Annotated in this window: 23 protein-coding genes and 1 pseudogene; 15 read left to right on the forward strand and 9 right to left on the reverse strand. The window is 36.1% G+C overall.

Annotation, left to right across the window (positions count from 1 at the left end):
- Positions 1 to 49 precede the first annotated feature (49 nt).
- From H9650_RS14715 to H9650_RS14750, 8 genes are all read left to right on the forward strand, one after another.
- Positions 50 to 733: a response regulator transcription factor gene (locus H9650_RS14715; protein ID WP_191697539.1), complete on the forward strand. Its 684-nt coding sequence runs from the start codon at positions 50 to 52 to the stop codon at positions 731 to 733.
- Entirely contained in the window at positions 726 to 1,955 is a 1,230-nt protein-coding gene (locus H9650_RS14720) for a sensor histidine kinase (protein WP_191697540.1), read from the forward strand. Before H9650_RS14715 ends, H9650_RS14720 begins: the two co-directional genes overlap by 8 nt.
- A 134-nt stretch (positions 1,956 to 2,089) precedes the next feature.
- Positions 2,090 to 2,767, forward strand: a complete 678-nt coding sequence (locus H9650_RS14725; protein WP_191697541.1) for a polyphosphate polymerase domain-containing protein — start codon at positions 2,090 to 2,092, stop codon at positions 2,765 to 2,767.
- Between the two features lie 29 nt (positions 2,768 to 2,796).
- Positions 2,797 to 3,486, forward strand: coding sequence for a DUF4956 domain-containing protein (locus H9650_RS14730; protein WP_144539287.1), 690 nt, complete (start codon positions 2,797 to 2,799; stop codon positions 3,484 to 3,486).
- Between the two features lie 15 nt (positions 3,487 to 3,501).
- On the forward strand, positions 3,502 to 5,331 hold the full coding sequence (locus tag H9650_RS14735; protein ID WP_191697542.1) for a CotH kinase family protein: 1,830 nt from the start codon (positions 3,502 to 3,504) through the stop codon (positions 5,329 to 5,331).
- A gap of 351 nt (positions 5,332 to 5,682) precedes the next feature.
- Positions 5,683 to 5,940, forward strand: a complete 258-nt coding sequence (locus tag H9650_RS14740) for a hypothetical protein (RefSeq protein ID WP_151112278.1) — start codon at positions 5,683 to 5,685, stop codon at positions 5,938 to 5,940.
- A gap of 90 nt (positions 5,941 to 6,030) precedes the next feature.
- On the forward strand, positions 6,031 to 6,801 hold the full coding sequence (locus tag H9650_RS14745) for a gluconate 2-dehydrogenase subunit 3 family protein (protein ID WP_144539281.1): 771 nt from the start codon (positions 6,031 to 6,033) through the stop codon (positions 6,799 to 6,801).
- 19 nt (positions 6,802 to 6,820) lie between these two features.
- Complete coding sequence (locus H9650_RS14750) at positions 6,821 to 8,536, forward strand: GMC family oxidoreductase (RefSeq protein WP_144539279.1); 1,716 nt, start codon at positions 6,821 to 6,823, stop codon at positions 8,534 to 8,536.
- Positions 8,537 to 8,620: 84 nt separating this feature from the next.
- On the opposite strand, the gene H9650_RS14755 is transcribed toward H9650_RS14750, so the two are convergent.
- Positions 8,621 to 9,529, reverse strand: a complete 909-nt coding sequence (locus H9650_RS14755; RefSeq protein WP_225216103.1) for a MerR family transcriptional regulator — start codon at positions 9,527 to 9,529, stop codon at positions 8,621 to 8,623.
- 319 nt (positions 9,530 to 9,848) lie between these two features.
- On the opposite strand from H9650_RS14755, the pseudogene H9650_RS20915 reads away from it, so the two are divergent.
- From H9650_RS20915 to H9650_RS14775, 5 genes and pseudogenes are all read left to right on the forward strand, one after another.
- A pseudogene (locus H9650_RS20915) lies at positions 9,849 to 10,382 on the forward strand (protoglobin domain-containing protein); the annotation flags it as partial.
- Positions 10,359 to 11,147 carry a methyl-accepting chemotaxis protein gene (locus H9650_RS20920; protein ID WP_445322767.1) on the forward strand — a complete coding sequence of 263 codons (789 nt, stop codon included), beginning with the start codon at positions 10,359 to 10,361 and terminating at the stop codon, positions 11,145 to 11,147. The pseudogene H9650_RS20915 and the gene H9650_RS20920, both read left to right, overlap by 24 nt.
- A gap of 23 nt (positions 11,148 to 11,170) precedes the next feature.
- The gene (locus tag H9650_RS14765) at positions 11,171 to 12,241 is read left to right on the forward strand and encodes an ABC transporter permease (protein ID WP_151112274.1); all 1,071 of its coding nucleotides are present in this window, start codon (positions 11,171 to 11,173) and stop codon (positions 12,239 to 12,241) included.
- Between the two features lie 4 nt (positions 12,242 to 12,245).
- Positions 12,246 to 12,953, forward strand: a complete 708-nt coding sequence (locus H9650_RS14770) for an ABC transporter ATP-binding protein (RefSeq protein WP_144539275.1) — start codon at positions 12,246 to 12,248, stop codon at positions 12,951 to 12,953.
- Between the two features lie 394 nt (positions 12,954 to 13,347).
- Complete coding sequence (locus tag H9650_RS14775; RefSeq protein ID WP_144539274.1) at positions 13,348 to 14,526, forward strand: aminotransferase class I/II-fold pyridoxal phosphate-dependent enzyme; 1,179 nt, start codon at positions 13,348 to 13,350, stop codon at positions 14,524 to 14,526.
- A 50-nt stretch (positions 14,527 to 14,576) separates the two neighbouring features.
- Here the strand turns inward: H9650_RS14775 and H9650_RS14780 are convergent, their stop codons facing one another.
- Both H9650_RS14780 and H9650_RS14785 read right to left on the reverse strand, forming a co-directional pair.
- On the reverse strand, positions 14,577 to 16,250 hold the full coding sequence (locus H9650_RS14780) for a diguanylate cyclase domain-containing protein (protein ID WP_154312130.1): 1,674 nt from the start codon (positions 16,248 to 16,250) through the stop codon (positions 14,577 to 14,579).
- 134 nt (positions 16,251 to 16,384) lie between these two features.
- Positions 16,385 to 17,812: an MATE family efflux transporter gene (locus H9650_RS14785; RefSeq protein WP_225216104.1), complete on the reverse strand. Its 1,428-nt coding sequence runs from the start codon at positions 17,810 to 17,812 to the stop codon at positions 16,385 to 16,387.
- Positions 17,813 to 18,156: 344 nt separating this feature from the next.
- Here H9650_RS14785 and H9650_RS14790 point away from each other — a divergent pair, with 344 nt between their 5' ends.
- Positions 18,157 to 18,555, forward strand: a complete 399-nt coding sequence (locus tag H9650_RS14790; RefSeq protein ID WP_144539270.1) for a VOC family protein — start codon at positions 18,157 to 18,159, stop codon at positions 18,553 to 18,555.
- Positions 18,556 to 18,610: 55 nt separating this feature from the next.
- Here the strand turns inward: H9650_RS14790 and H9650_RS14795 are convergent, their stop codons facing one another.
- The 4 genes from H9650_RS14795 to H9650_RS14810 all read right to left on the reverse strand — a co-directional run bounded on the left by H9650_RS14795 (position 18,611) and on the right by H9650_RS14810 (position 20,682).
- A complete protein-coding gene (locus H9650_RS14795; RefSeq protein WP_154312128.1) occupies positions 18,611 to 18,970 on the reverse strand; it encodes a hypothetical protein in 360 nt (119 codons plus the stop codon).
- 98 nt (positions 18,971 to 19,068) lie between these two features.
- Positions 19,069 to 19,545 carry a glutathione peroxidase gene (locus H9650_RS14800; RefSeq protein WP_144539266.1) on the reverse strand — a complete coding sequence of 159 codons (477 nt, stop codon included), beginning with the start codon at positions 19,543 to 19,545 and terminating at the stop codon, positions 19,069 to 19,071.
- Positions 19,546 to 19,550: 5 nt separating this feature from the next.
- Positions 19,551 to 19,994, reverse strand: a complete 444-nt coding sequence (locus tag H9650_RS14805) for a MarR family winged helix-turn-helix transcriptional regulator (protein WP_154312127.1) — start codon at positions 19,992 to 19,994, stop codon at positions 19,551 to 19,553.
- Between the two features lie 166 nt (positions 19,995 to 20,160).
- Positions 20,161 to 20,682: a tubby C-terminal domain-like protein gene (locus H9650_RS14810; protein ID WP_144539262.1), complete on the reverse strand. Its 522-nt coding sequence runs from the start codon at positions 20,680 to 20,682 to the stop codon at positions 20,161 to 20,163.
- Between the two features lie 168 nt (positions 20,683 to 20,850).
- Between H9650_RS14810 and H9650_RS14815 the strand changes: the two genes are divergently transcribed.
- Positions 20,851 to 22,467 carry an MFS transporter gene (locus tag H9650_RS14815; protein ID WP_191697544.1) on the forward strand — a complete coding sequence of 539 codons (1,617 nt, stop codon included), beginning with the start codon at positions 20,851 to 20,853 and terminating at the stop codon, positions 22,465 to 22,467.
- Positions 22,468 to 22,830: 363 nt separating this feature from the next.
- Here the strand turns inward: H9650_RS14815 and H9650_RS14820 are convergent, their stop codons facing one another.
- A complete protein-coding gene (locus tag H9650_RS14820; protein ID WP_191697545.1) occupies positions 22,831 to 23,718 on the reverse strand; it encodes a DMT family transporter in 888 nt (295 codons plus the stop codon).
- A 6-nt stretch (positions 23,719 to 23,724) separates the two neighbouring features.
- Positions 23,725 to 24,630, reverse strand: a complete 906-nt coding sequence (locus H9650_RS14825; protein ID WP_144539256.1) for a DMT family transporter — start codon at positions 24,628 to 24,630, stop codon at positions 23,725 to 23,727.
- Positions 24,631 to 24,649 lie beyond the last annotated feature (19 nt).

Raw genomic sequence — 24,649 nt, forward strand, 5'->3', positions numbered from 1 at the left:
GTGGTTTATTATTATTTTCATAAAGATATCGGACGTAGGAGGATATAACTTGAAGTTATTAATAATTGAGGACGATATTCGTTTGGCCGAAAGTATTCGAGACTTAGTAAGTGACACCTTTGAAGTCCGTATGGCTCACAACGGTGAAGATGGTTTGTTCATGGCTGAGCAAGGAATCGAAGATGTTCTTATTTTGGATATCATGATGCCCGATATGAACGGCTATGAAGTATTAGCAGCTCTGAGAGAAAAAAACATTCTGACTCCCGTTCTTATGCTTACTGCGAAGGATGGAATCTCCGATAAGGTCAAGGGCTTTCATCTTGGTGCAGATGATTATTTGGTTAAACCCTTTCATAGGGATGAACTACTGGTCAGACTGAATGCTCTTGTTAGAAGATCTAATAAACAAGTCAGAGACCACACCCTTTCTTTTCAGGATTTACAATTAAATTTAATAAATAAGATGACCTCCATTAATGGAGAGTCTGTGCAACTAAACGGTCGTCAATTTGATGTACTGGAGTTTTTAGTAAAGAACCAGGGAACCATTGTGACAAAGGAACAATTATTCGACCGAGTGTGGGGCTTCGATTCAGAGACATCTCAAACGGTAGTAGAGGTTTATGTTAGCCACATTAGAAAAAAACTTAAGCCTTTTGGTTATGATCAATACTTTAAAACCTTTCGGGGCCTTGGATATATGTTAAGTATTGGTGAAAAAAATGTATAGAAAAAACATACTGAAGAAACAACAAAATAAATTAGTGTTACTTAATTTTATTGCATTCAGTCTAATCTTCTCCATTTTTTCTTTCATCATTTATCAGCTAGTCGAAGAGACATTGTATTCCTCCGTAGACAATGAATTATTACGAGCCAAAGAGATGAGTGAACGTCCAAACAACAGAATGCCAGTTCCATTCAACCCACGAATGATTGTGCTGCTTCGAGATGCAGAAGGCGCAATATTAAATGAGGAACAAATTGGGACAAGGTTTATCAATGAATTTTCTGAGGACCTCCCTTTCTCTCTTGAGACTATAGAGACGATACAGACAACAAAATTAGCAAATGACTATGTGTTTCGTTCCTTAATGTATCCAAATAGTAATGGAAGCTATACTGAATTATTAATAAGTGTGGAAGCTGAACAAAGTATAGTTAATAACTTTATAAAGATTCTATTTATCTGTACAATCATTTTTGTTTTACTTTCGATAACAGCAAGTTATTTTTTAGCCAAAAGATCGATGAACCCCATTATTAATTCTTGGGGCAAGCAATCTGAGTTTGTAGAGAATGCCTCCCATGAGCTTCGTACACCTTTAACTATTGTACAAAGCAAGTTGGAGCACCTGCTAACTAAGCCTGAAGATACAATTATGAATCAATTTGAAAGTATTGGCCTAAGCTTATCGGAGATTCGCAGGATGAATATAATGACCACCCATCTCCTCACTTTAGCTAGAGCAGATTCGTTGGAGCAGCAACTACAAAAAGAGACAGTAAACTTAGGTAATTTAGTTAATGAAGTTATTCATCCCTTCTACGAATTAGCAGAGCTAGAACAAAAAGAAATTATTACCCAAATACACAGCAAACGAACAATTTCTATTGATAAAAACCGAATTCATCAACTTCTTGTCATTCTTTTAGACAATGCCCTTAAGTACACAAGACCGCAAGACAAGATTCACGTGGTATTAAGAGAAGATCCAGAGTACCTAACCATAGATGTGAGTGATACGGGTATTGGTATAAGGGAAGAAAATATAAAGCGAGTGTTTGATCGGTTTTACAGAGAGGATAAAGCTAGAATTAAGGAAACAGGTGGCACCGGACTAGGATTATCTATCGCACAATGGATAGTAGAAAGTCATAACGGTACAATTAGAGTTTCTTCCAAACCATCTAGCGGAACTACCTTTCAAGTAAAGCTTCCATATAAATAATTTTTACGCCTCAAATTCAAAATAAGAATTTGAGGCTTTTTTTTATATGAAATTATTTAGATTTTAAAACTAGTTTAAGGTTTCTTTAAGGTTTGCTTTTTATACTTTGTACAGATAGGAAAGGAGGATGACATATGAACGGTAGACATGAATTGAAGCATGAAATGACAAAGGCAGATTGCTATCTCCTTAAACATAAACTCCAGCATGTCATGTCTAAGGATTCACATGCGGGACCAGATGGAAAGTACTTCATTCGAAGCATCTATTTTGATAATTTTTCAAATAAGATTCTTACAGAGAAGAAGGAGGGCTTTTACCGAAGACAGAAATTCAGAGTAAGGTTGTACAACCATAAATTCGATTACTTAAATTTAGAAAAAAAATCGAAGATCAATAACATGACATATAAAGAAAAATGCCAAATCACCCCTGAAGAGTATGAAAGAATCCGTCTTGGTGACATCGATTGGTTGCAAGCAGATGAACGAAAATTATTGAACGAGCTTCATCTACATATGACGCTTTATCAAATAGGACCAGTCAGTATCATTGATTACACGAGGGAAGTCTTCATTAAAGAAGAAGGCAACGTCCGTATTACATTTGACAGTGATGTAAAAACAAGTTTTCATAACACGGACCTATTAAATCCCCATACACCAATGATAGACGTGTTAGATTATGGAACAGTCATAGTCGAGGTTAAATATGATGGATTCTTGCCGGATGTTATAAAAAAATTACTACAGGTTAGTGATAGACAGGCTAGTGCTTTTTCTAAATACCAATTAGGCCGAATGTTTGGCTAATTTATTATTTAATAATGGAGGAAATTGAAATGAATAATAATACAACTACATTTTCAGATATTTTCAAGTCTAGCTTTTTAGACCAAACTGCTAGTTTTTCACTTGTCGATTCCTTGATAGGATTGCTCGTTTCGTTTGTCATTGGATTGTTTATATATGTTATCTACAAAAAAACATTTTCAGGCGTCATTTACTCTCACTCTTTTAATATTGCATTGATTGCCATCACAATGATTACTTCTCTTATCATTATGGGTATTTCCACAAATGTCCTATTGTCTCTTGGTATGGTTGGGGCTTTATCAATTGTTCGTTTTCGTACGCCAATTAAGGACCCAATGGATTTAATATATCTTTTCTGGGCAATTGTTGTAGGAATTTTATGTGGTGCAGGCTTTATCCCACTTGTTATTTTAGGCTCTGTCTTGATTGGAGTCGTGTTAGTATTGTTTGTCAATAAGATATCTATTGAAGACCCATACTTATTAGTAGTAAAGTACGACAATATTCATACAGAAAAGACATTAGAAAAATTAGTTGGCAATTTATCGAAAAAGCATTCTGTAAAATCTAAGTCAGCTGTTGGAAAGCAATACTTTGAAATAACATATGAGGTTCAGTTGAAAAAAGAAGAACAAAATATCGTTAATATCATTGCAGATGTAGAAGGAGTTTCTTCGGCTGTAATGCTTAGCTATGATGGCAATTTCACAGCATAAAAAGGAGGATACAACATGAAGAAATCACATGTATTCTTAGTGTTTATCATCCTAATATGCCTCTTTCTAAGCTTTCTATATTTATATCCGAAATTAGGATTGGAGTCTGCTGATAGAGGTTATCAATACATGAATACAGTTTTCAATCAGGAACAAGTCACTAACGTTGACATAGAAATGGCTGACAGTGATTTTGATTCAATGATTAAAAATGCATCGGATGAAGAAATATTCGAGGCAAACGTCACTGTTAATGGGACTACTGTAAATAACGTAGGGATTCGTACGAAAGGAAATCTATCACTTCGTTCCGTCGTACAAATGGATGATTCCGAAAGATATAGCTTTAAGATTGATTTCGATTACTATGACAGCACGAAAAGCTTAGACGGATTAAAAAAATTAAATTTAAATAATAATTACAGTGACGCATCGCAAATGCGTGAATACATGTCCTATAAATTAATGGAGCAATTTGGAATCGCCACTCCAGGCTACTCCTACATGTACGTCTCCATCAATGGTGAAGAGCGAGGGTTATACCTCGGAGTTGAAGCAATAGAAGAAACATTCCTAGCACGTAATTTCGATAAAGGCTCAGACTCCTTATATAAACCTGATGGTGCAGGAAGCGACCTTCAGTATATTTCGGAGAACTATGAGGATTATTCTGGCATCGGGGCAAAGACATCTATTAGCGATCAGGATGAGAAAGAGTTTCTGAAATTTATCAGTGCTATTAATGAGGAAGGTTCCAACTTAGGATCCGTATTAGATATCGATGAGATGCTTCGATACTTTGCTGCCAATACAGCCCTTGTTAATATGGATAGCTACCAAGGAAATATGAAGCACAACTACTATCTATACGAAGAGGAAGGGATTTTCTCTATATTGCCTTGGGATTATAATATGTCCTTTGGAGGCTTTGGTGCTGGAGGAGCCCCTGGTGGTGGCGGAAAAACTGGATTCCTGGGTCAAGGAAATGAACGAGCGGAAGCTGACGAAAACCACTCCTCTCCTGCTGTCGCCCCCGAAACAAATGAAGCTACTCTGCCACAAGGTGCAGAAGACACAAACTCAAACCTGGAGAATAGACCACAAAATCGTGGACAAATGGGCATGGGAATGATGGGTGGTAATGCTGTTTCAGAAGAAAACATTAACTTATGCATTTATGAGCCCGTTAGCGGAGTTATAATGGAGGATCGTCCTCTTGTTAATGCGCTTCTAACTGATGAAGAGAACATTACTATATATGAAGATTATTTAAATGAGATAGCAACTACCTTTTTAGACAAGGATTCATTTACTTCTATGGTAGATGAAATTCATACAATGATTAAACCATACGTAGAGAAAGATCCTACAGCTTTTTTCAGCGTGGATGAATTCGAGGAAGACGTATATGGTGAAACAGGAATTATAGAATTTGCAAGCCAAAGAAGTGATTCTATATTAGCTCAGCTATCAGGTGAATTAGTCGTTCAAAATAACACCACCTCCCTTGAACAAGCTAATCCTTCCGAGGAAGGAAATCTAGCATCCGAAGGAATGGAGCCTCCTAATGGCGAGCAAATGCCAGAAGGTTTTGAAGCGCCGGAAGGGATGGAGCCTCCTAACGGTGGGCAAATGCCAGAAGGTTTTGAAGCGCCGGAGGGGATGGAGCCTCCTAATGGTGGGCAAAAGTCTAATAATGCTATGTCTGGATTTGGTCGAAAAGGATCTTCAGAGAGCCAGTCAACAGGCTACTCCAAGGTATTTGTAATAACTTCCGCAGCTGGGATTGTTATACTCTTAGCTTTAATCTTTATAGTGAATCGTTTTAAACGTAGAAGATCATAACTAAAATAAAGCTTCTCTCGAGTTTGGAGAGAAGCTTTATTTATTATATCGGAATAATAAGAAAGCATACAAACCGATGAAAATAGATAAATACTTATATTTGTAATTATGCCCTCCTCTCTATTAATAATATCTTTCCTCCATTCAATAACATTTTAATATTAGGATTGTTTATTACTAGTCCCCCTCTATAAACCGCTATACTATGCCAATATAACCAATTAATTATTTTTTCTGAATATAAAAACTTTTTAAAATGAGTAGATTTTATGACAAATAAGAGTAAAATTGAGGACGGTTATTTTTTTAGATTATTAAGTGATAATTTTTATAAAAGAAAGAGGAAAAGATGTGTCAGCTTACAATTTAGCAGAATTAAAAATATTAAACCAAGTACTTTTTGCATTATTTATAGTAGCAGATTTAGCACTTGCTTTATTTTTCTATAACTCTTCATTTCCTTGGTTTGCTTTACTAGGCTCTGGAGTCGGGCTAGCAATTATAGTTCTTTGTTGGACTGGTAAAAAACATGGATATTTTATAGGTTCCCTTTTAGTGTTTACAGTTTTATTTTCGTTAGTATACAACTGGAGTAATCTTATTCACTAATGAAAGTAGTTAACAAATTTTTTTATCCAGATATTTACTTAAGTAAATAGTTACATGAATTTTCAATCATTTTATGTTGGAGGTATTTATATGTCAGAACAGGAAACAAAAAATCAATTTCTAGAAAAACGTTCTTCTAGACGTAAATTTATAAAGAATTCAGGATTAACAGTAGGTGGAGTAGTTTTAGGTGGTGCTCTTGGGAGTCTATTAGGAAAAGACTCCACTGAAGTAACTAAAGAATCTCATGTTGCATCTAAATCTTCTACAAACTACAATCAAGCACTTATGTATTTTGATCAAGCTCAATTCGCTACAATCGAAGCGGCGACAGAACAAATCTTCCCAAAAACGGATGCAGGCCCTGGAGCAAAAGAATTACTGGTTACTTACTACATCGATCATCAATTGGCGGGAAACTGGGGACTTAACGCTAAGGAATACATGAGCGGTCCTTTCTATCCTGCGGAGGCTACAGCTTTATTTGGACATCAAACTCACTTAAATAGACAACAAATATTTGACTTAGGTATTGAAGCATTAAATGCAGAAGCAAAAAAACAATATGATAAAAAATTTGCTGAGGTTAGTGATGAAGAGCAAATAGCTATTCTAACAGCTATGGAAGCTGGAGAAATTACTTTAAATGGCGCAGTTAGTTCTAGTTATTTCTTTAAACTACTGAAAAGTGCAACCATCGAGGGTGTTTATTCAGATCCTTTATACGGCGGAAACAAGGATATGCAAGGCTGGAAAATGAAAAACTTCCCTGGCCATCAAATGAGCTATACAGACATTATTGAAAAAGAAGAGTTCGTCACTTTCGAACCTAAGAGTTTAAATTCACAACACAATCATTAATTTAAGGGAGTAAATAATTATGGCTAAAAAATTACCAAAAACAGATATAGTTTTAGTTGGAGTCGGCTGGACTGGAGGTATAGTCGCTGCCGAATTAACTAAAAAAGGTTACAAGGTAGTAGGTTTAGAACGAGGAAAATCTCGTTCTACCGAAGACTATATGATGGTGCATGATGAGTTAAGATATCAACAAAGAAATGAAATGATGCAAGACCTTTCGAAGGAAACTGTAACAGTACGTCATAATCCTTCACAAAGAGCATTGCCTTATCGCCAACACGGTTCATTTTTAATCGGTGATGGTGTGGGTGGTTCCGGGGAACACTGGAATGGTTTAACTTACCGTTTCTTTCCATATGACTTCGAAATTTATACAAAAACGGTAGAACGTTACGGAAAAGATAAAATTCCTGCAGATATGCCACTTCAAGACTGGGGTATCACTTATGATGAGCTAGTACCTTATTTTGAGAAGTTCGAGGCAATGGCAGGTATTTCAGGTGAAGAAAACCCACATCCAGATGTTCCAAAGGTAAAATATCCAACTGTACCATTAAAAGAAACGCCATCTATGAAAATGTTCAGAGAAGCTGCAAAGGGATTAGGATATCATCCTTATATTGCACCAGCTGCCACTCTTTCTGAAAGCTATACTAATCCTGATGGAATATCACGTGGCGCTTGTCAATATTGTGGTTTCTGCGAAAGATTCGGATGTGAGTATGGATCTAAAGCATCTCCTGTAGTAACAGTGTTACCAGTAGCAAAAGAAACTGGTAATTTTGAAGTCCGTACGTTCTCTGTTGTTCGTCGAGTACTTCATACGAACGGAAAAGCAACTGGAGTATTATACGTTGATACCCGCACTGGAGAAGAGTATATACAAGAGGCTGATGTAGTCGTGGTTTCTGCATATGCACTAAACAACATTAAAATCTTATTGAACTCTAAACTTGGTCGTCCTTACAATCCTGAAACTGGTACTGGAGTTATTGGAAAAAACTATGCATACCAAATGACTTCTGCTGCTTCTACTGGTTTCTTTAAAGATAGAGAATTTAACCTTTATGCAGGTACAGGTTCACTTGCTGGAGTAATAGACGATTTCAATGGCGATAATTTTGACCACACTGATTTGGACTTCATTCATGGCGGTAACATTGCACTAGGGCATTATGGTAAACGTCCTATTTCAAATAATACTGTACCAAAAGATACTCCAGGCTGGGGTAAAGAATATAAAGATGCGAGTATTTTCTGGGCAAATCGCAGTTTATCAGTAGGTTCCCAAGGCTCTGTAATGCCTCATAAAGATAACTATATTGACTTGGATCCAACTTATAAGGATGCATTTGGTGATCCACTTATTCGTATGACGTTTAACTATCATGATAATGAAAAAAATCAGCAAAAATATATTAAAGAAGTAACAGCTAAGATTCTTGAAGAAATGGGAGCAGAAATGATTTCAGTTCCTGGAGATCAAGGAGATTGGGATACTACCAAATATCAAACTACGCACAACACTGGCGGAGTAATTATGGGCGCAAATCCTGAGACAAGTGCCCTAAACAACTACCTACAAATGTGGGATTGTGAAAATGTCTTCGTACCAGGGGCATCCGCATTCCCTCATAACTCAGGAATGAACCCTACAGGTACAGTCGGAGCATTAGCTTACCGTACAGCAGAAGGTATTGAAAAATATTTAAAAACAGGCGGATTATTAGTCTAATAATATAATATTTTTTTCTTAATAGAATTAGCCAACCACTTAAAAAGCTACTTGTTTTCCCTTATAGGAAAGCAAGTAGCTTTTTTAATTAATCACTTCTTCTAGTGAATTGGCTAAGCTTATATTTTTAAGATTTTTGCAGGCAAAATATTGCATAGAGCCTGGACCACCTATATAAAATTTAGTTTCCTTATGCTGTTCAGCAAACTGATCCAAACTTGCTAGTAATTTAGGATTTCGTTCAAAGGGAATGCTTGTCGAAGCAGACATTAATACTTTTTGTGGCTTTAGTTTCTCAACCATCGACTCAATTGCTCCAGGTGCAGGTGATGCGCCTATTAATACCGACTTCCACCCCTTCATCATAAATTGCAACAACAGAATATGAACGGGTATTTCATGTGTTTCATGAGGAAGACAGCATCCTAACACTAGAGGCGCATCATCCCTGTAATGAAAATTACGACGAATTTGTACTAGAAAATCGCGGACCATCATACTAGAGACAGCTTCCTGGTATTCATCCCATTCTTCCTTTTCCCAACGATTTCCCACTTCATGGAGAAAGGGCAATACGACCTTATTCAAAAAATTATCTAATCCATAGTGAAAGTACGCTTGCTGTAAAGCATAATTAAGTTCTATCTCGTCACAAGCAGTCCCGTGCTCTAACAGCTTAAAAACGAAATCATTAAACTCCGGATAAGATTCTTCCTGTGCAAAGGGTAGCTCACTTTCCATTTGAACTATCTCATCTTCCTCCAAAACCTGTGCCACAGCTTGCTTTAATGAGTATCCCTTTTCTGATAAAGTCTTAACTTTTAATAGTTTTTTTACATCCTCTTCACTGTAAATCCGGTAACCGTTGTCTAATCGTTCAGGCTGTATAAGTTCATAGCGCTCTTCCCATTTTCGGATAACTTGCTTAGACAAACCTGTTACATTGGACACCTGCTGAATATTATAATTCCCACTTGGGCGAGATTGCATCATTCATATTCATCCTTTCAGCCTCATTATAAAAGCTGCTATTGCTCATTATAGCTAACCAACAGTATAACATTCAACCGTTAACATTATACAACAATTCTACGAAAAAGAAAATTCCTTCTGTCTTTATTGTATAAACACCATTATACAATAGCTTTTTATATAAGCCTTTTATCTCCTACAAGAATTATTTTTTTGTATAACTTTTAATGAAATAAATTATACAAACATTTGACAAAGAGTGTACTTCCTGTTAATAATAGGTGTATAAGATAACCCACTTACACTCATACATTAAAGTTGTTCACAAGGAGAGATTAAATTGGTATTACCTTTTACAAGAAAACGAGTTAAAGAACCAGAGGATAAAACAACTTTAAAAGAACCGGTTATACAACTGGATCGTTATCCAGAATTACAGAAGCAAATGAAACTTATTGGATTGACGACAGAAGACTTAAGGCAAATTATTACGTTTCAGCCATATGTGGAAAAGGGTATTAACGATATTGTCTCTGTTTTTTATCAGCAAGTCCTTTCAGTTCCTTCCTTACGAAAAATTATTGAAGATAGAACTCAAGTTGATCGTTTAAAGAAAACCGTTGGTAGTTATATTATTGAAATGTTTAGTGGTGAATTCACCGAGAATACCATTGAGAGAAAACGAAAACTTGCTCAAATGCACTTCAAAATTGGATTAGAGCCTAAATGGTACATGGGAACCTTCCACCAAATCCAATCTATTATCATTTCTTTAGTAAACGAGGAAATAAAAGTGCTTGATGAGAAAGAAAAAACTTCACTTACTATTTCCAAGCTCATTAACTTAGAAATGCAAATTGTTCTAGAGGAATATGAAAAAGAAAATGTGAAGCTGCGCCAGCAACAGTATGACATTGTTAAAACAGAGTTGAAAAGCAAAATTTCCTCTATAAGTGAAGACTTAGCTAACTTAACTGAGGAGACCACCACTTCTATTGAACACGTAGAATCGAATACATCTAGAATTCGTGAAAGTGTTCAGGCTAATATAGATAGCGTAAAACAAATTCAGTCAGACGCTAATGATGGCAACAAGCTAATAGAGCTTCTTCAAACTCAAATGGAGCTTGTCACTGGTAATACAGAAGAAATGGCTATGATTATTGGAGATTTAAAACAATCCTCCGATGAAATTTTTCAAATTGTCGGCTTAGTAAAGCAAATAGCTGAACAAACAAATCTTCTTGCATTAAACGCCTCTATTGAGGCCGCACGTGCCGGTGAGCATGGAAAAGGCTTTGCCGTTGTAGCACAAGAGGTAAAAAAACTAGCAGAGCAATCCAAAAGTTCTGTAGAAGAAATTACATACCTTGTTCAAACCTCTACTAAGCTAACAAACAAAGCGGTTTCTACCATTTCTGATATGGAAAAGAGCGTTGAATTAGGATTGGAAAGCTCAATGGATACTAACCGTAAATTCAACAAAATTCTTCTATCAATAGATGAAAATAATAACCATATAGACCAAGTAGAAATACAAGTCTCTAACCTCGTACAAGTAATTAGAGACATATCAAACGATACAAAGACAGTTGCCGTTACTGCAGACAGTCTCTATCAAACAGCAGTACAGCTTTAAAAATTTAGATAGGAAGTGAAAGAATGTTTTTAGCATGGAATGAAATTAAAAAAAATAAACTACGCTTTTTCCTAATCGTAGGTGTCCTAATGCTAGTTGCATATCTTGTGTTTTTTCTTTCAGGTCTCGCTACTGGATTAGCAAACCTGAATAGAGAGGCAGTAGATAAATGGAATGCAACAGCCATTGTATTAACCGAAGAATCGGATAAAAGTCTTCCTCAATCATTTATTAGCACTGAAGAGCTAGATAATATCGAAGCAAAAGATAAGGCAATTCTGGGACAAATAAGTGCTATCGCAACAAATGGGGATACTAAACAAAATGTATCTATATTCGGCATAGATAAGGAAGAGTTTCTAATGCCCAGCGTTAGCGAAGGAGAAGAATTCTCTAGCGAAAATGAAGTAGTAGCAAGCGACAATTTAAAAGATGAGGGATTTAAAATCGGGGATGAACTAGAGCTGTCCTCTTCTGATGAAACATTAACTATAGTCGGCTTTACAGAAAGCTCTCGCTTTAATGGAGCGCCCGTACTTTATGGTGAGCTAGCAACTTTTCATAAAGTAAAATTTGGAGAAGCTGCTGAAGCCAACGAAGATAAGATTAATGGGGTAGTAGTTTCAGACGACAGTCTATCCTCTATTGAAACTTCCAACAAAGATTTACAAGTTACTGAAATTGAAAACTTTATTGAGAATCTGCCTGGTTATACCGAGCAGTCACTTACCTTAAACTTTATGATTTATTTTCTATTTGGTATTTCCTCTGTAATCGTTGCAATTTTCTTGTACGTATTAACAGTACAAAAAATAAGTATGTTTGGTGTAATGAAGGCACAAGGAATTTCGAATGGTTATCTATCTGTATCAGTAATTGCTCAAACCTTCCTCCTAGCATTCATAGGGGTTCTTGTAGGGTTTGGATTAACAATTTTAACAGGACAGTTTTTACCAAGTGCAGTTCCTGTTTCCTTTGATCTGACAACAATGTTAATCTACGGAGCAGTATTAATTGTTGTTGCAATTTTAGGTGCAGTGTTTTCAGTGTTAACCATTGTAAAAATAGATCCACTAAAAGCGATTGGAGGATAAGAAAATGGCAATTTTAAAGTTAGACAAAGTAAAGAAAACATTTGGTTCCGGTCATAAACAGGTAGATGCTTTAAAGGAAACAGATTTTGTAGCAGACAAAGGAGAACTGATTGCAGTTATAGGCCCTTCAGGTTCAGGCAAGAGTACCTTCCTTACAATTGCCGGGGGCCTGCAATCCCCTTCTAGCGGAGAAATTATAGTAAACAATCAAAACCTTTCTAATCTAAATGAAAAAAAGCGTTCCAAGGTCAGACTTAGGGAGATAGGCTTTATCCTCCAAGCCTCCAATCTAGTCCCGTTCCTTACAGTAGATAAACAAATGAAGCTGCTCGATAATGTAAAAAAGGACAATATGACAAAAGAAGAGCTAGAGGCTTTATATGAAAACTTAGGAATTACTGAATTACGAAAAAAATATCCTTCAGATCTATCTGGAGGAGAACGTCAGCGAGTTGCTATTGCCAAGGCGCTTTATAGCAAGCCTTCTATACTATTAGCTGATGAACCAACAGCTTCTTTAGATTCTGACCGTGCCTACGAAGTCATGAAGCTATTAAAAAAAGAAACAGAAAACAATGGTACTACTACTATAGTGGTTACCCATGACACTCGTTTGATCGAATACTGCGATAAAGTATATGTCATGACAGATGGTGTATTAGAGGAAAAGAGCAAGAAAGAGGTAGAAAAAACAGATCCTCTTTCTCACTAGCATCTCCGATATGGAAAAAAGAGGACTGTGGTTTAACCACAGTCCTCTTTTTAGAAAAATTGTGCTATATTCTTTTAAAACTTTACATCCTTCCTCTCTAAATAAAATAAATAAAATGAGTAGCATTTTGGATGGGTAGACATAGAAGCTAATAACCTTGGTTTCTTCTAGTATAAAATGATTATTAGGAGAACATTAAATTTTAAGTGTCTAGTTATAACACTGCTTAATTCGACTATATTCTACCTTAATTGAGTAACAACACATCCTATTTAAGCAAAAACCTTTATTCCGTAACAGTAATTTTTCAATGTTTTTTCACAATATTAATATAATTTGTGTTATGATGATACATAAAAATTTATTAATTGTTTGTAAGGGAGTGCGCTTATTAATGAATATCCAACCGTCTACTAAAATGTCCTTATTTGAGCCCGCGATTTTTGGAGAGTTAAAAGCAGCCGCAGCTAGGAAAAGAGATGCAGGCTTTGAGTTATATGACCTAAGCTTAGGAAGTCCCGATATACCACCAAGTGAGGCAGCTAGGAAAGTATTGTCTGACTTGAGCTACTCAGCTGATTCTTATGGATATACATTAAGTGGAACTAAACGTTTTTATGAGGCAGTAGCTAATTACTATGAACGTCGCTATAACGTTTTACTAGATCCAACTACAGATATTGTTCAAACAATGGGCTCTCAAGAAGGTTTAGTGCACCTCCCCCTTGCCTTTTGCAATGAGGGAGATATTATTCTTACGACTAACCCCGGTTATGTGGCATATGACGCTGGTATCAAACTAGCAGGAGCAGTGCCTTACTATATGGATTTGTTAGAAGAGAATGACTATTTACCTGATTTAGGAGCAATTCCTACAGAAATTGCTCAAAAAGCCAAGCTTATGATATTAAATTTACCTGGAAATCCAGTCCCCGCTATGCCAAACAAGGAATTTTTCCGCCAGGTAGTTGCTTTTGCTAACACTTATAATGTCATTATTCTACATGATGCAGCATACTCTGAATTTTACTTTACTGGCGACTCTCCTAGCAGCTTCCTTTCTACACCTGGGGCTCTTGAAGTAGGTATGGAGATTAACTCCCTATCTAAAAGCTTTAGTCTAGCAGGGACTCGCATTGCTTATATAGCAGGAAATACTAAGATGATTGAGATTATGAAGCAATTAAAATCTAATCTTGATTTTGGGATTTACGGCCCAATTCAGGAAGCAGGAATTGTGGCATTAGATCACGCAGAGGAAATTACCGACGCTTTACGAAAAACATTTTCAGAGAGACACAAGGTTCTAATGGATGGTTTAAAGAATCTCGGTTGGACAGTAGCTCCCTCTAATGGTGGAATGTTTGTCTGGGCCAAGTACCCTTACGAAATAGATGATAAGGAATTCGTATTTGAAGTCATCGCTCAAACTGGGGTAGTAATGGTACCCGGGACAGTCTTTGGATCAGCTGGAGCAGGCTACGTTCGAGTAGCATTAGTACAAGATACAGAAATACTTAAAAAAGCTGTCGAACAATTAAAGAAATTACATTTTCCTTCATTAGTTCGATAACATTCTTATTATTACAAAAAAACCATCGACACTTTGCTGTCGATGGTTTTTTAGTAAGAAGTACTTTCGTTAATATAATACATATTTTTCCCTGCTTTTTTAGCTGTGTACATTGCGTCATCTACCATTTTAAGTAAAGAGGAAGCTGTAAAAGTAGCTTCTTTAATATGTACCACACCAATGCTACTCGTTATAGAAATGAGTGACCCTTCTATTAACCAGGGTTCTTTTATAGCTTTTTGAATTCGTTTTACCTTTTCTATAATTAGTGGGATTTCCTTAATATTCGGTAGCAAGATGATGAACTCATCTCCCCCTAATCGTGCAACAAAGTCTGAATCGTCTAGGGAGTATTTTAGACGTTTTGCAAATTCATGAATCACTTCGTCCCCTGTCTCATGCCCAAACGTATCATTAATATACTTAAAGTTATCAATATCTAGCATGACGACCGCAAACTCTTCTAATCCTGCTTTTATCTTAGCAAGCGCCTCAGATAACTGATTCCTAAAGAATCGCCTGTTGGGAAGGCTTGTTAAAGAATCATGGTACGCAAAGTATTCTAACTGACTTTCATTCTCTTTTTGCAAAGAAATATCACGAGCTATTAGCACCATATGTCGAAAGTTATGAAAAGCATCGTAGACTGGATTACCATTAATTTCAGTCCATATCCATCCTCTTTCCCCATGCATCCCCTTTAACTCTATAGTAAAAGAGCTTCCTTCTGAAACTGAATGCTGAAACTTCTGCTCTAGTAAGGAAACATAATCAGGATGAATATTAAAAAACGGTGCCTTTTTATTAATTTTTGTATTATCAAATCCAAAGACTTTTTTACTGGAAGGAGAAACATACAGATACTCTTTGTCATGATTCATCAAAATGACAACATCCTGTACATTTTCAGCTATTATTCGGAAATTCTTTTCACTTTGGATATACTGACCTAATAGTTTGTCTATTTCACGCATGTCTTTAACGATTGCAAATATGCCTAATATTTCTTCTCTATTTTTAATCGGTGCAAAATGGATTAAGCAGCTTATTTTTTCACCTGTTTGTTGAAGTAAGCGAATGCGATGGCTTTTTAAATCACCTGTAAAAGCCAGGCTAAATGCATCAGAAATCTTTTCTCTGTATTTGTAATCCAACAGCTCTGTGAAATTTTCACCTTTTAATTCTTTTACAGTTCTACCACTCACAGCTTGAATCATTGGATTACCATCTTGAATAACTCCTTCAAGGTCTAAAGAAAATATAGCATCTCCGTTATAGTCAAATAATGAACGGTATTCAGATTTTGTTTCTTCTAATAATTGTAGATTTTCTTCAAACTCTATCTTTACGCTTTTCTCTTCCGTAATATTTTTCGCAATTGCAACAATATGGGTACATTCATTATTAGAATTTAATATTGGAGTGAGTGTTGTTTCCGCATATCCATTTTCAGGAGAAAAATGAGGAACTCTGATCTCAAATTTAATAATCTTTTTAGTGGTATAGGCTTCGGCAAAATGATTTTCTAAGATTTCTGCAATCTCTTCAGGTAAAACTTCGCGAAAACTTTTTCCGACAGCATATTTCCCTATAATGCTATTCGCTGCATTGTTAACAAACTCATAAAGGAATCTTTGTTCTTCCTCGACCCGCATAATAAAAACTACTTCTTGAATCCCTTCTGTTAATGCTTTTACTAAAGAAAGCTTAGAAGATTCATACATTTACCACACCACCATTACAAAATATTGGTTGTCTTAATTTAAGCATAGATATAAGTGCTTGGAAACCTAAACCTTTAACCTTTCTACCAATCCATAGAATTTGTACTATATAAAAAGGCTAAAAAGCCAAACAATTAAACTGTTTGGCTTTCCAAATCGGAGTTATCCTTTTTTTTATGAACAAGTGCATACTTTTCCCATTTTCTACTTTTCCATCTAAAGAACATGATAATACCACGAAGCCACTCATCTGCTGCTATAGCCAACCAAATACCTGGTAGTCCTAAATCTAATACAAAAACAAATAAATATCCTAACGGCACACTCATCATGACCATAGACAAGGCTCCCATGATTACTGGGAAGGTCGCGTCTCCTGCTGCACGCAATGAATTTATAATTACGATATTTAACGTTCGACCCGTTTCGAGAATGATACTTAATACAAGAACCGATGCTCCAATTTTAATAATTTGCTCATTATCCGTAAATAAGCCCATTAGTGGATAGCGGAATATGATTACAAGGGCAACCATTGCCAACGTAAAAATGAATGCTCTTTTTACACTATACCAAACTGATTTATAGGCTTCCTCTTTCTCATCTGCACCCACAAATCGCCCGACAATAATCGCAGTTCCCATACCAATTGCGACAGCAAATAAATAAGTGAACATAGATATATTAACGGCATACTGCCTTGCAGCCAAAGACTCAGTCCCTAAATAAGTTGCATAATACAAGAAGATAATTTGACATCCTTGGTATAAAATTTGTTCAAAGGCAGAAGGGAGTCCAATCTTGAGGATTTTCTTGATGTATTCTTTCGAAATAGTAAAGTAATAACTTACTTGAACACGATATTCCATTACTTGATATAATAGCCAAAAGAAAACAACTAGTGCTATAAACCGACTTATAACAGATGATATTGCTGCACCCTGAACTCCAAGCTCAGGAAAACCAAACTTACCAAAGATTAAAGCATAATTACCTACTACGTGGAAGATATTCATCCCTAACGATACAAACATAGTTTGCTTTGTATAACCATGTACACGAATAATGGCCGCTAAAGCATTAATAAGTGCCTGAAGAAAAATCCCTCCACCAACAATCATTAAATACTGATTAGCAAAAGCAAGTACCTCCCCATCTAGGTTCATGGCAGCCATAATATTTTTTGAAAATATGACAAATCCTATGCTTAAAAGTATCCCTACTCCTAAATTTAAAGTTACCGCTAAACCTGAAATTTTAGATGCCTCCACATATCTTCTGGATCCTAGATATTGTGAGACTACGATAGCAGCACCATTGCCTACTACCTCTAATATTAATATCGCAATATGGATATATTGATTGGCTGCTCCTACACCAGAAACCGCATTATCAGACACAGCACTAAGCATAAATGTATCTGCTATACCCATTAACATAAACAAAAATACTTCTAAAAAGATCGGCCAAGTTAAGTGAAATAAGCTTAGCTTTTCTCCTAAATCCTTCTTCTTTCTAATCGCCAATTTTATTCCTTCTTTACATATACATTTTTTCACCAAAAGAATCTTACCACAGAAACTTCCATTCTACTATAAGATAATTTTCACAACATATAGATTCTTTTATTCATTCAATTATCAAATCAACTTTTACCAATTAAACACAGACAGCTCTTCTTTGTTGATTGTAATGGCAGGCGGCGACTCCGGCGGGATGATTGAGTCAGATTAGACACCACAACTCATTGGACCTTTCTTGGTTGTTTGTATTTTTCATAAAACTGGAATTATAATATTATTTTACTTATTAAACTATTGCAAAAAATGCAAGATTAAAGAGGATAAGTATGGGTAGAAATAGAATATAATACTCGTGCAAATCTAAAATAGGAGGTCTATTGCAAATGTCTCACTTTATCTCCCGTATCGCCACCGTAGAAATTCCTGTCAGTAATTTAGAACGCTCTATGGATTTTTATATGTCTGTTCTTGGAGTTCATGTTGAATCTAAAGGAGACAAGGCCGCCATGCTTTCCTTTCATACAAAAGGAGTTCCTACAATGTATTTAGTAGAAACAAAGGAAGTTAGACCTTTGTTTTTTACTAATACACACTCAAATGTGGTCCATAGCGTAATTGATTTCTATACGCCTCTGCTAAAAGACTTTTATCATTGGCTAAAGAAAAATAAAGTGGAGGTTGGTCCACTGAATGTTAACGAGGAAGGCTTGGGAGGATTTGGTTTTAAAGATCCTGATGGGAATAATTTAAGTGCAAGCAATATTGAACATTTTGGTCAGTAATTGCCATAATAATATAAAATACGTCTAACTCCGCAGAGATAGACGTATATTATACTTAATGGATAGATGGGTGCTCGATACCTATGTTTTCGTGGATATATTGCTTGAGAGCCGGCTCGGATAACTCTATCTCGTTGATTTGTAAACTATCCTTCACGTATGCAAGCTTATTTCTTTCAGTAGCATATGATTGAATGTGTAGTGTATTGTCGATATACAATATTCCTTCATTTGTAATCATTTTATCCTCTTTGCTTAATAGACCTTTCTTTGTAAGCTCCTCTTGCACAACGGAAAGACGGTCCCCCAATCCATCCTTTAATACTTTTGCTAAGCTAATCTCAGATCCTTTTTCAAGAAAATTACATACATAATAGGCCAGTAATGTCTGTTCCTTTACCGTTAATCTCTCCATATTATTTCCCCATTTCGACTCTTTTTATCTTTTATTCCTTTTTCTCCTTATCCTTAAACATAAAGGACCTAAATCTTTTATGATTAGGTCCTTTATGTTTATTCATTTAATAATTTTTTTATGTCTTCATCAAATTCGGTTGGATTGTCAGTTGGCGCATATCTTTTAACAATGTTACCATCTTTGTCGATTAAAAACTTTGTAAAATTCCATTTTATTTTTTTGGAAAGTAATCCTTTGCTGTTTGTCGTTAAGTAATCAAATAATGGATGAGCTTCACTGCCATTTACTTTCACCATCTCGTGCATTGGAAAGGTCACCCCATAGCTCATGCGACAAGCCTGTTCTGCATCGGCTCCATTTCCTGGTTCTTGAAAAAATTGATTGGAAGGAAAACCGAGTACAACCAGTCCTTCATCTTTGTACTTTTTATAGAGACTTTCTAAGCTATCAAATTGGTTACTAAGTCCACACTTCGTTGCAGTGTTAACAATTAGCATGGGTTTGCCCTTGTACTCACTTAAATCGTATTCTGTTCCATCTGCTTTTTGTACTTTAATGTCATAAATACTCATTTTCATCATTCCTCCATTTTTGATAAAAAAGCATTTAGTTCTTTTAATTGAGACATGAGTGTAATAGCATTCACGTCTAAGATATTACAGCTTGTAATTTTCTTTATAATAGATAGCTCAATTTCTTTTTCTGCATTTTTAGCCTTCTCCGTTAAAGAGATAATAGAAGCTCGTTTGTCCTCCATGGATTGTTTCTTTTCTAACCATCCGCGTTCCATCATTCGATTGATAATAGGATTCAACGTACCAATCCCAAGCTCTAAACGATTTCCAATATCCTTCGACTGCAAATGATCCTCTTCCCATAAAGCCAATAATACTAAATATTGAGGAAACGTTAATTGATAAGGTTCTAGGGTTTTAGCATATAACTTAGCAAAATTACTAGAGGCCTTGTATACCTCAAAACACAGCTGTTGCTCTAATTTAGAGGGTTTTTCTTTACCCATGTCCTACTCTCCTAACAATAAATACATCGTACACGATGCATTTATATAATATCCCATTTTATCGAAAAAGTAAAAGAATTTAATTTCTAAATGTTCGTATTAGTAAAATCCTCATCAAAAAAACTTTGCAATTGCTCAAAAAAAGAGCTCTGCAAAGTTTAATAAATCAACCGCCAATATATAAAGTACATTGGCTAATCGCAATAAAAAAAGCTGGATTTTGAATAGGAGAGTCATCGGATATTTCAAGCTCAATCAAGAACTCCTCTTCAAGCTTTGCTCTCCATCTAGCAATTTCCTTACCCTCCCAAAGATAGCGTGTCCAATCTTCTAGTTCCTTATCAATCACTATATTTAGGTCCTTCCCTATTATTAAAAGGTCTGCGACTAGCTCCTTCCATTTGTCGTATGTAATCGTGTAATGCTCTTTTGTTTCATAGTCATAAGCCTGATAATAAACTCTTCCCTTTTTCGATACTTTCTTACATGTGAAAATGATTTGGTCATTTAAATCATATATATCGTAACGAAGGAAATATCGATATTCCATAGCTCTATCCAGCAATCTCTTCAAATTATTAGAATAATACCGTTGAAAAGTGCATACTTTTTCTCCATTTGTTTTATAGACTATAGATTTAGGGGTAATATCAATTGCTAATGGTTGTGTGTAGTGATAAATGGGCATTTGTTTTCTCCTTTTAAAGCTTTAAAGCATTAATTTTAATATATCATCTTTTAAACTGTATCAAAATATTTTAAGCTTCTGCTTATTACTATTATATGTAAATTAGTGTATAATTTTGTTATTTTAAAAAGTGAACTATCAAGTTTTAAACTAGGGGGGATTAAAGGTATGGCAGAAAAAAATAATACTCAAACTTGGGCAATCTTGTTGTTTTCTATTGGAGTTTTTATGGCTGCCCTCGACAATGGGATAATCAGTGCTGCTTTGACAACCATCAACAGTTCTTTTGATGTTACTCCAAACTGGGGGGCTTGGGGAATAACTCTTTATACTCTTGGTTTAGCGGTTAGCGTACCAATTGTAGGTAAGCTTTCTGACCGTTATGGGCGAAAGCGTCTTTTCATTGTAGAAATTGCTATTTTCGGTATTGGGTCCTTATTAGTTGCATTAAGTCCTAACTTTACCTTTTATTTAATAGCACGTTTCATTCAAGCCTTAGGTGGCGGTGGTATCTTTATTATCGGAAGCTCTCACATTTTAAGTACACTTCCCGTTGAAAAACAAGGAAAAGCCTTGGGAATGCTAGGTGGAATGAACGGTATCGCTGCCGTATTGGGACCAAACCTAGGTAGCGTGTTATTAGACCTTACAGGAAGTTGGCATTTTTTATTCCTCATTAATGTTCCCATTGCAATCGCCCTTGTCATACTTGGCTTTTTAAAACTAGAGGAAACAAAGGATGCAACCGGAGGAAAATTAGACTTACTCGGAACTATATTACTTTCAATGGCAATCCTAGGTATTATGTATGGATTGACGAATATTGAAGGAGTCAACTTCTTTGAAAGTATACTAGAGTTAAATGTTTATGGTTATTTTCTAGCAGGTATTATTCTCTTACTGATACTTATAATCCACGAAAGTCGATTAGAAAAACGTGGTGGTGATCCCATTCTTCCAATACGTTTACTATCAAAATCTTCTTACTTATTAACTCTATTAATAGGCGCGTTCTCAGGAGCTCTTTTGGCGGGCATGATTTTTATCCCTGCCTTTTCAGAGCAAGTACTTGGCATTGCCCAAGAAAACGCTGGATATTGGATGACCCCTCTTGCCCTTGCAGCTGGTATGGGGGCAGCAATGGGTGGTATGTTTGTCGATAAAAAAGGTCCTATTTTCGCTGTATTATTATCAGGTATTATATCAGCAATTGGCTTTCTACTGTTCCCTATGTGGATTGAAGCAAAATGGCAATTCATCATTGCATCCTCTGTAGCAGGATTTGGGATGGGAATTATTCTTGGAGCCCCACTGAATATATTGGCAACGGAGAAGCTAGAATCTGATAAGGGAACTGCATTAGCCACTCTTTCCTTAAGCAGACAAATTGGGATGACCATTGCTCCGACTATTTACGCGGGATTTATCGCTAGAGGTTTCAATCAAATACCAACCATTTTTCAAAATGACTTCCCAAAAATCTTGCAGGATAATATACGAGAGGCAAATATTAGTGAAGCAGGTCTGATGGAATTTCAGACACTTTCTGCTCAAGTGACATCTGCTGGGGAAATTATTTCCCAGGAAACTATGTCACAGGCTTTAACTCAGATACAAGACCAAGAACTTTTAGAGGTTATCCAAACAAGCGTCAATCAAGTCACCACTGTTGCTGCACAGGATGGCTACGGGGGACTATTTTATTCCGCAGTTGTTATTGCGAGTTTAATTATAATAACTACACTTATACTAATACCCATCCGGAAACGTAGCTTACAGGGATAAATAAAAAAAGATGGCCATGACTTATACATGGCCACCTTTTTTAATGAAGCTGATCGAGTCCCCGATTTGTTTCTCCTAATAAAGTGAATTAAAGGTTAAATGGATTGGTCGATTCGAGCAAGTAGAATTGATTTCCGCTTTAGGCAGGCGCTTTCCGCGGGGGGAGCGATAAGCCATCCCCGTCGCTAACGCGCGCGTATGGGATGTCTTATCTGTCTCCCTCCTCCCGCTGGAGTCGCCACCTGTCGCTACAATCAACAAATAATATATATAATATATAAATGAAAAACAATTACTTATTAAGTTTAACTCTATTTAAAGGTCGTTCAGCTTGAAGAAAAACAGACTAACCTCGAGGTTTGACTAAGCTTCTATTCCTTCTGGTCCTTGTTGCTTATTTGGTTTTATTAAGGTATAAATGATACCTCCGAAAATTAGTAGGATTCCTAGGGACTGTAGAAATGTTGGTCGGAAATCTAAGATTAGCGTGTCGAGTAATATAGCCACTACAGGGTCTATAAAGACTAGTGCTGAAATAACACCAGTAGTTAATTTTCTTAAGCTATCAAAAAATAAATAATAAACAAATCCAGTATGTATCAGGCCAGTGCCAATTATATATAGCCAGTTGGTTGTCGTTAATCCTTGAAATAAAGTGAAATTCAGAAAAGGCAGTAGGATTAGTATACCTATAGATGTTTGTACAAAGGTCATCGCATAGGCACTTAACTGATTAACGCCCTTACCTAGAAGCATCGTCATAGCATAACAAAAAGCAGAGAGAAGCGCCCAGACGAAGCCCGACCCAAGAAAATCGGAAATAGATTGGACCGTATTAATCCCTACAATCAGCATGCTTCCAAGGAAGCAAATCAGGACAGCTATAAGAGAGTTCCAAGTCATCCTCTCTTTTAAAAATAATGTTCCTAGTAGCAATACAAAGATGGGAGCCAAATTATATATAGTAATAGCAATCGTGATAGATGTCACCTCAAATGCTTTGAAAAGAAACACCCAATTTAAAACTAAGAAAATCCCACATAAAAGAATTTGCACTATCTCTTTCTTTTCCCATATCTCCGTCTTATGCTGACCAGTAATTACCCATAACGCCCCGAGAAAAAGAGTGGCACAGATGCAGCGTACAAATACTAATTCTATGGCTGGTATACCGGTCTTCCCTGTAAAGAAACCGATAGAACCAAAAATGGCCATAGACAATGTCATTTTTAGCATTGCCGCTTTGTTCATACAAGATCAACCTTTCCTTGCTTTATTTACTTTCTTATATCCACTTATTTGTTGCATGAGGAAGAAAAATACGCCAACCAATACTATTAACCCGCCAATTATCTGCCATGCAACTATACGTTCACCTAAAATAATTACAGCTAAAATAGTTGCTCCAACAGGCTCCCCAAGAATGCTCATCGATATAGTAGTTGCATTGACATAGTTTAACAGCCAATTATTTATCAAATGCGAAATAGTAGGAACAACGGCCAATAAAACAAAAATCCCCCACTCCTTTGCATCATAACCTGTGAATGTAACCGAAGTGATGACATTATAGAAAACTAATGCAACGGCTGCAAAGCTAAACACGCAGAAGCTATAAATCCAATGAGAGACTTTTTTTACAGCACTTTGTCCAATCAGCAAATATCCTACTACTGCAATGACACTTAAAAACGAAAGAATATCTCCTAGTATGGCACTTTTACTAAGTCCGAAATCTCCCCAACCTACCATTACAGCTCCTATAACTGCAATACCCATAGTCAGCAACGCACTAGAGGTTGTTCTTTCTTTAAAAAGAATCATTCCACCGATTAGGGCGATAATTGGTTGTAGCGCTAGGATAATAGTAGAGCTAGCCACAGTAGTTAGCTTCAAAGAACCGAACCAAAGGGCAAAATGCAATGCAAGAAACATTCCAGAGAAAAACAACAAATACCATTCTCTTTTAGAAATTTTCTTAAATTCATTTCTCTTTAACCAGACAACAGGCAACAGCAATAAGCTCGCCAGAATCATTCGGTACATACTTAAAATAGTTGCAGGTGCGCTTGACCATTTAACAAAAATTGCAGCAAACGAAATAGCTACAATCGAAACAATTAACGGTAACACAATCGACTTAGATGTTTTTTCTTGATTCACAATCTTACCCCATTTATTT

The organism is Psychrobacillus faecigallinarum, assembly GCF_014836595.1.
Lineage (GTDB): Bacteria > Bacillota > Bacilli > Bacillales_A > Planococcaceae > Psychrobacillus > Psychrobacillus faecigallinarum.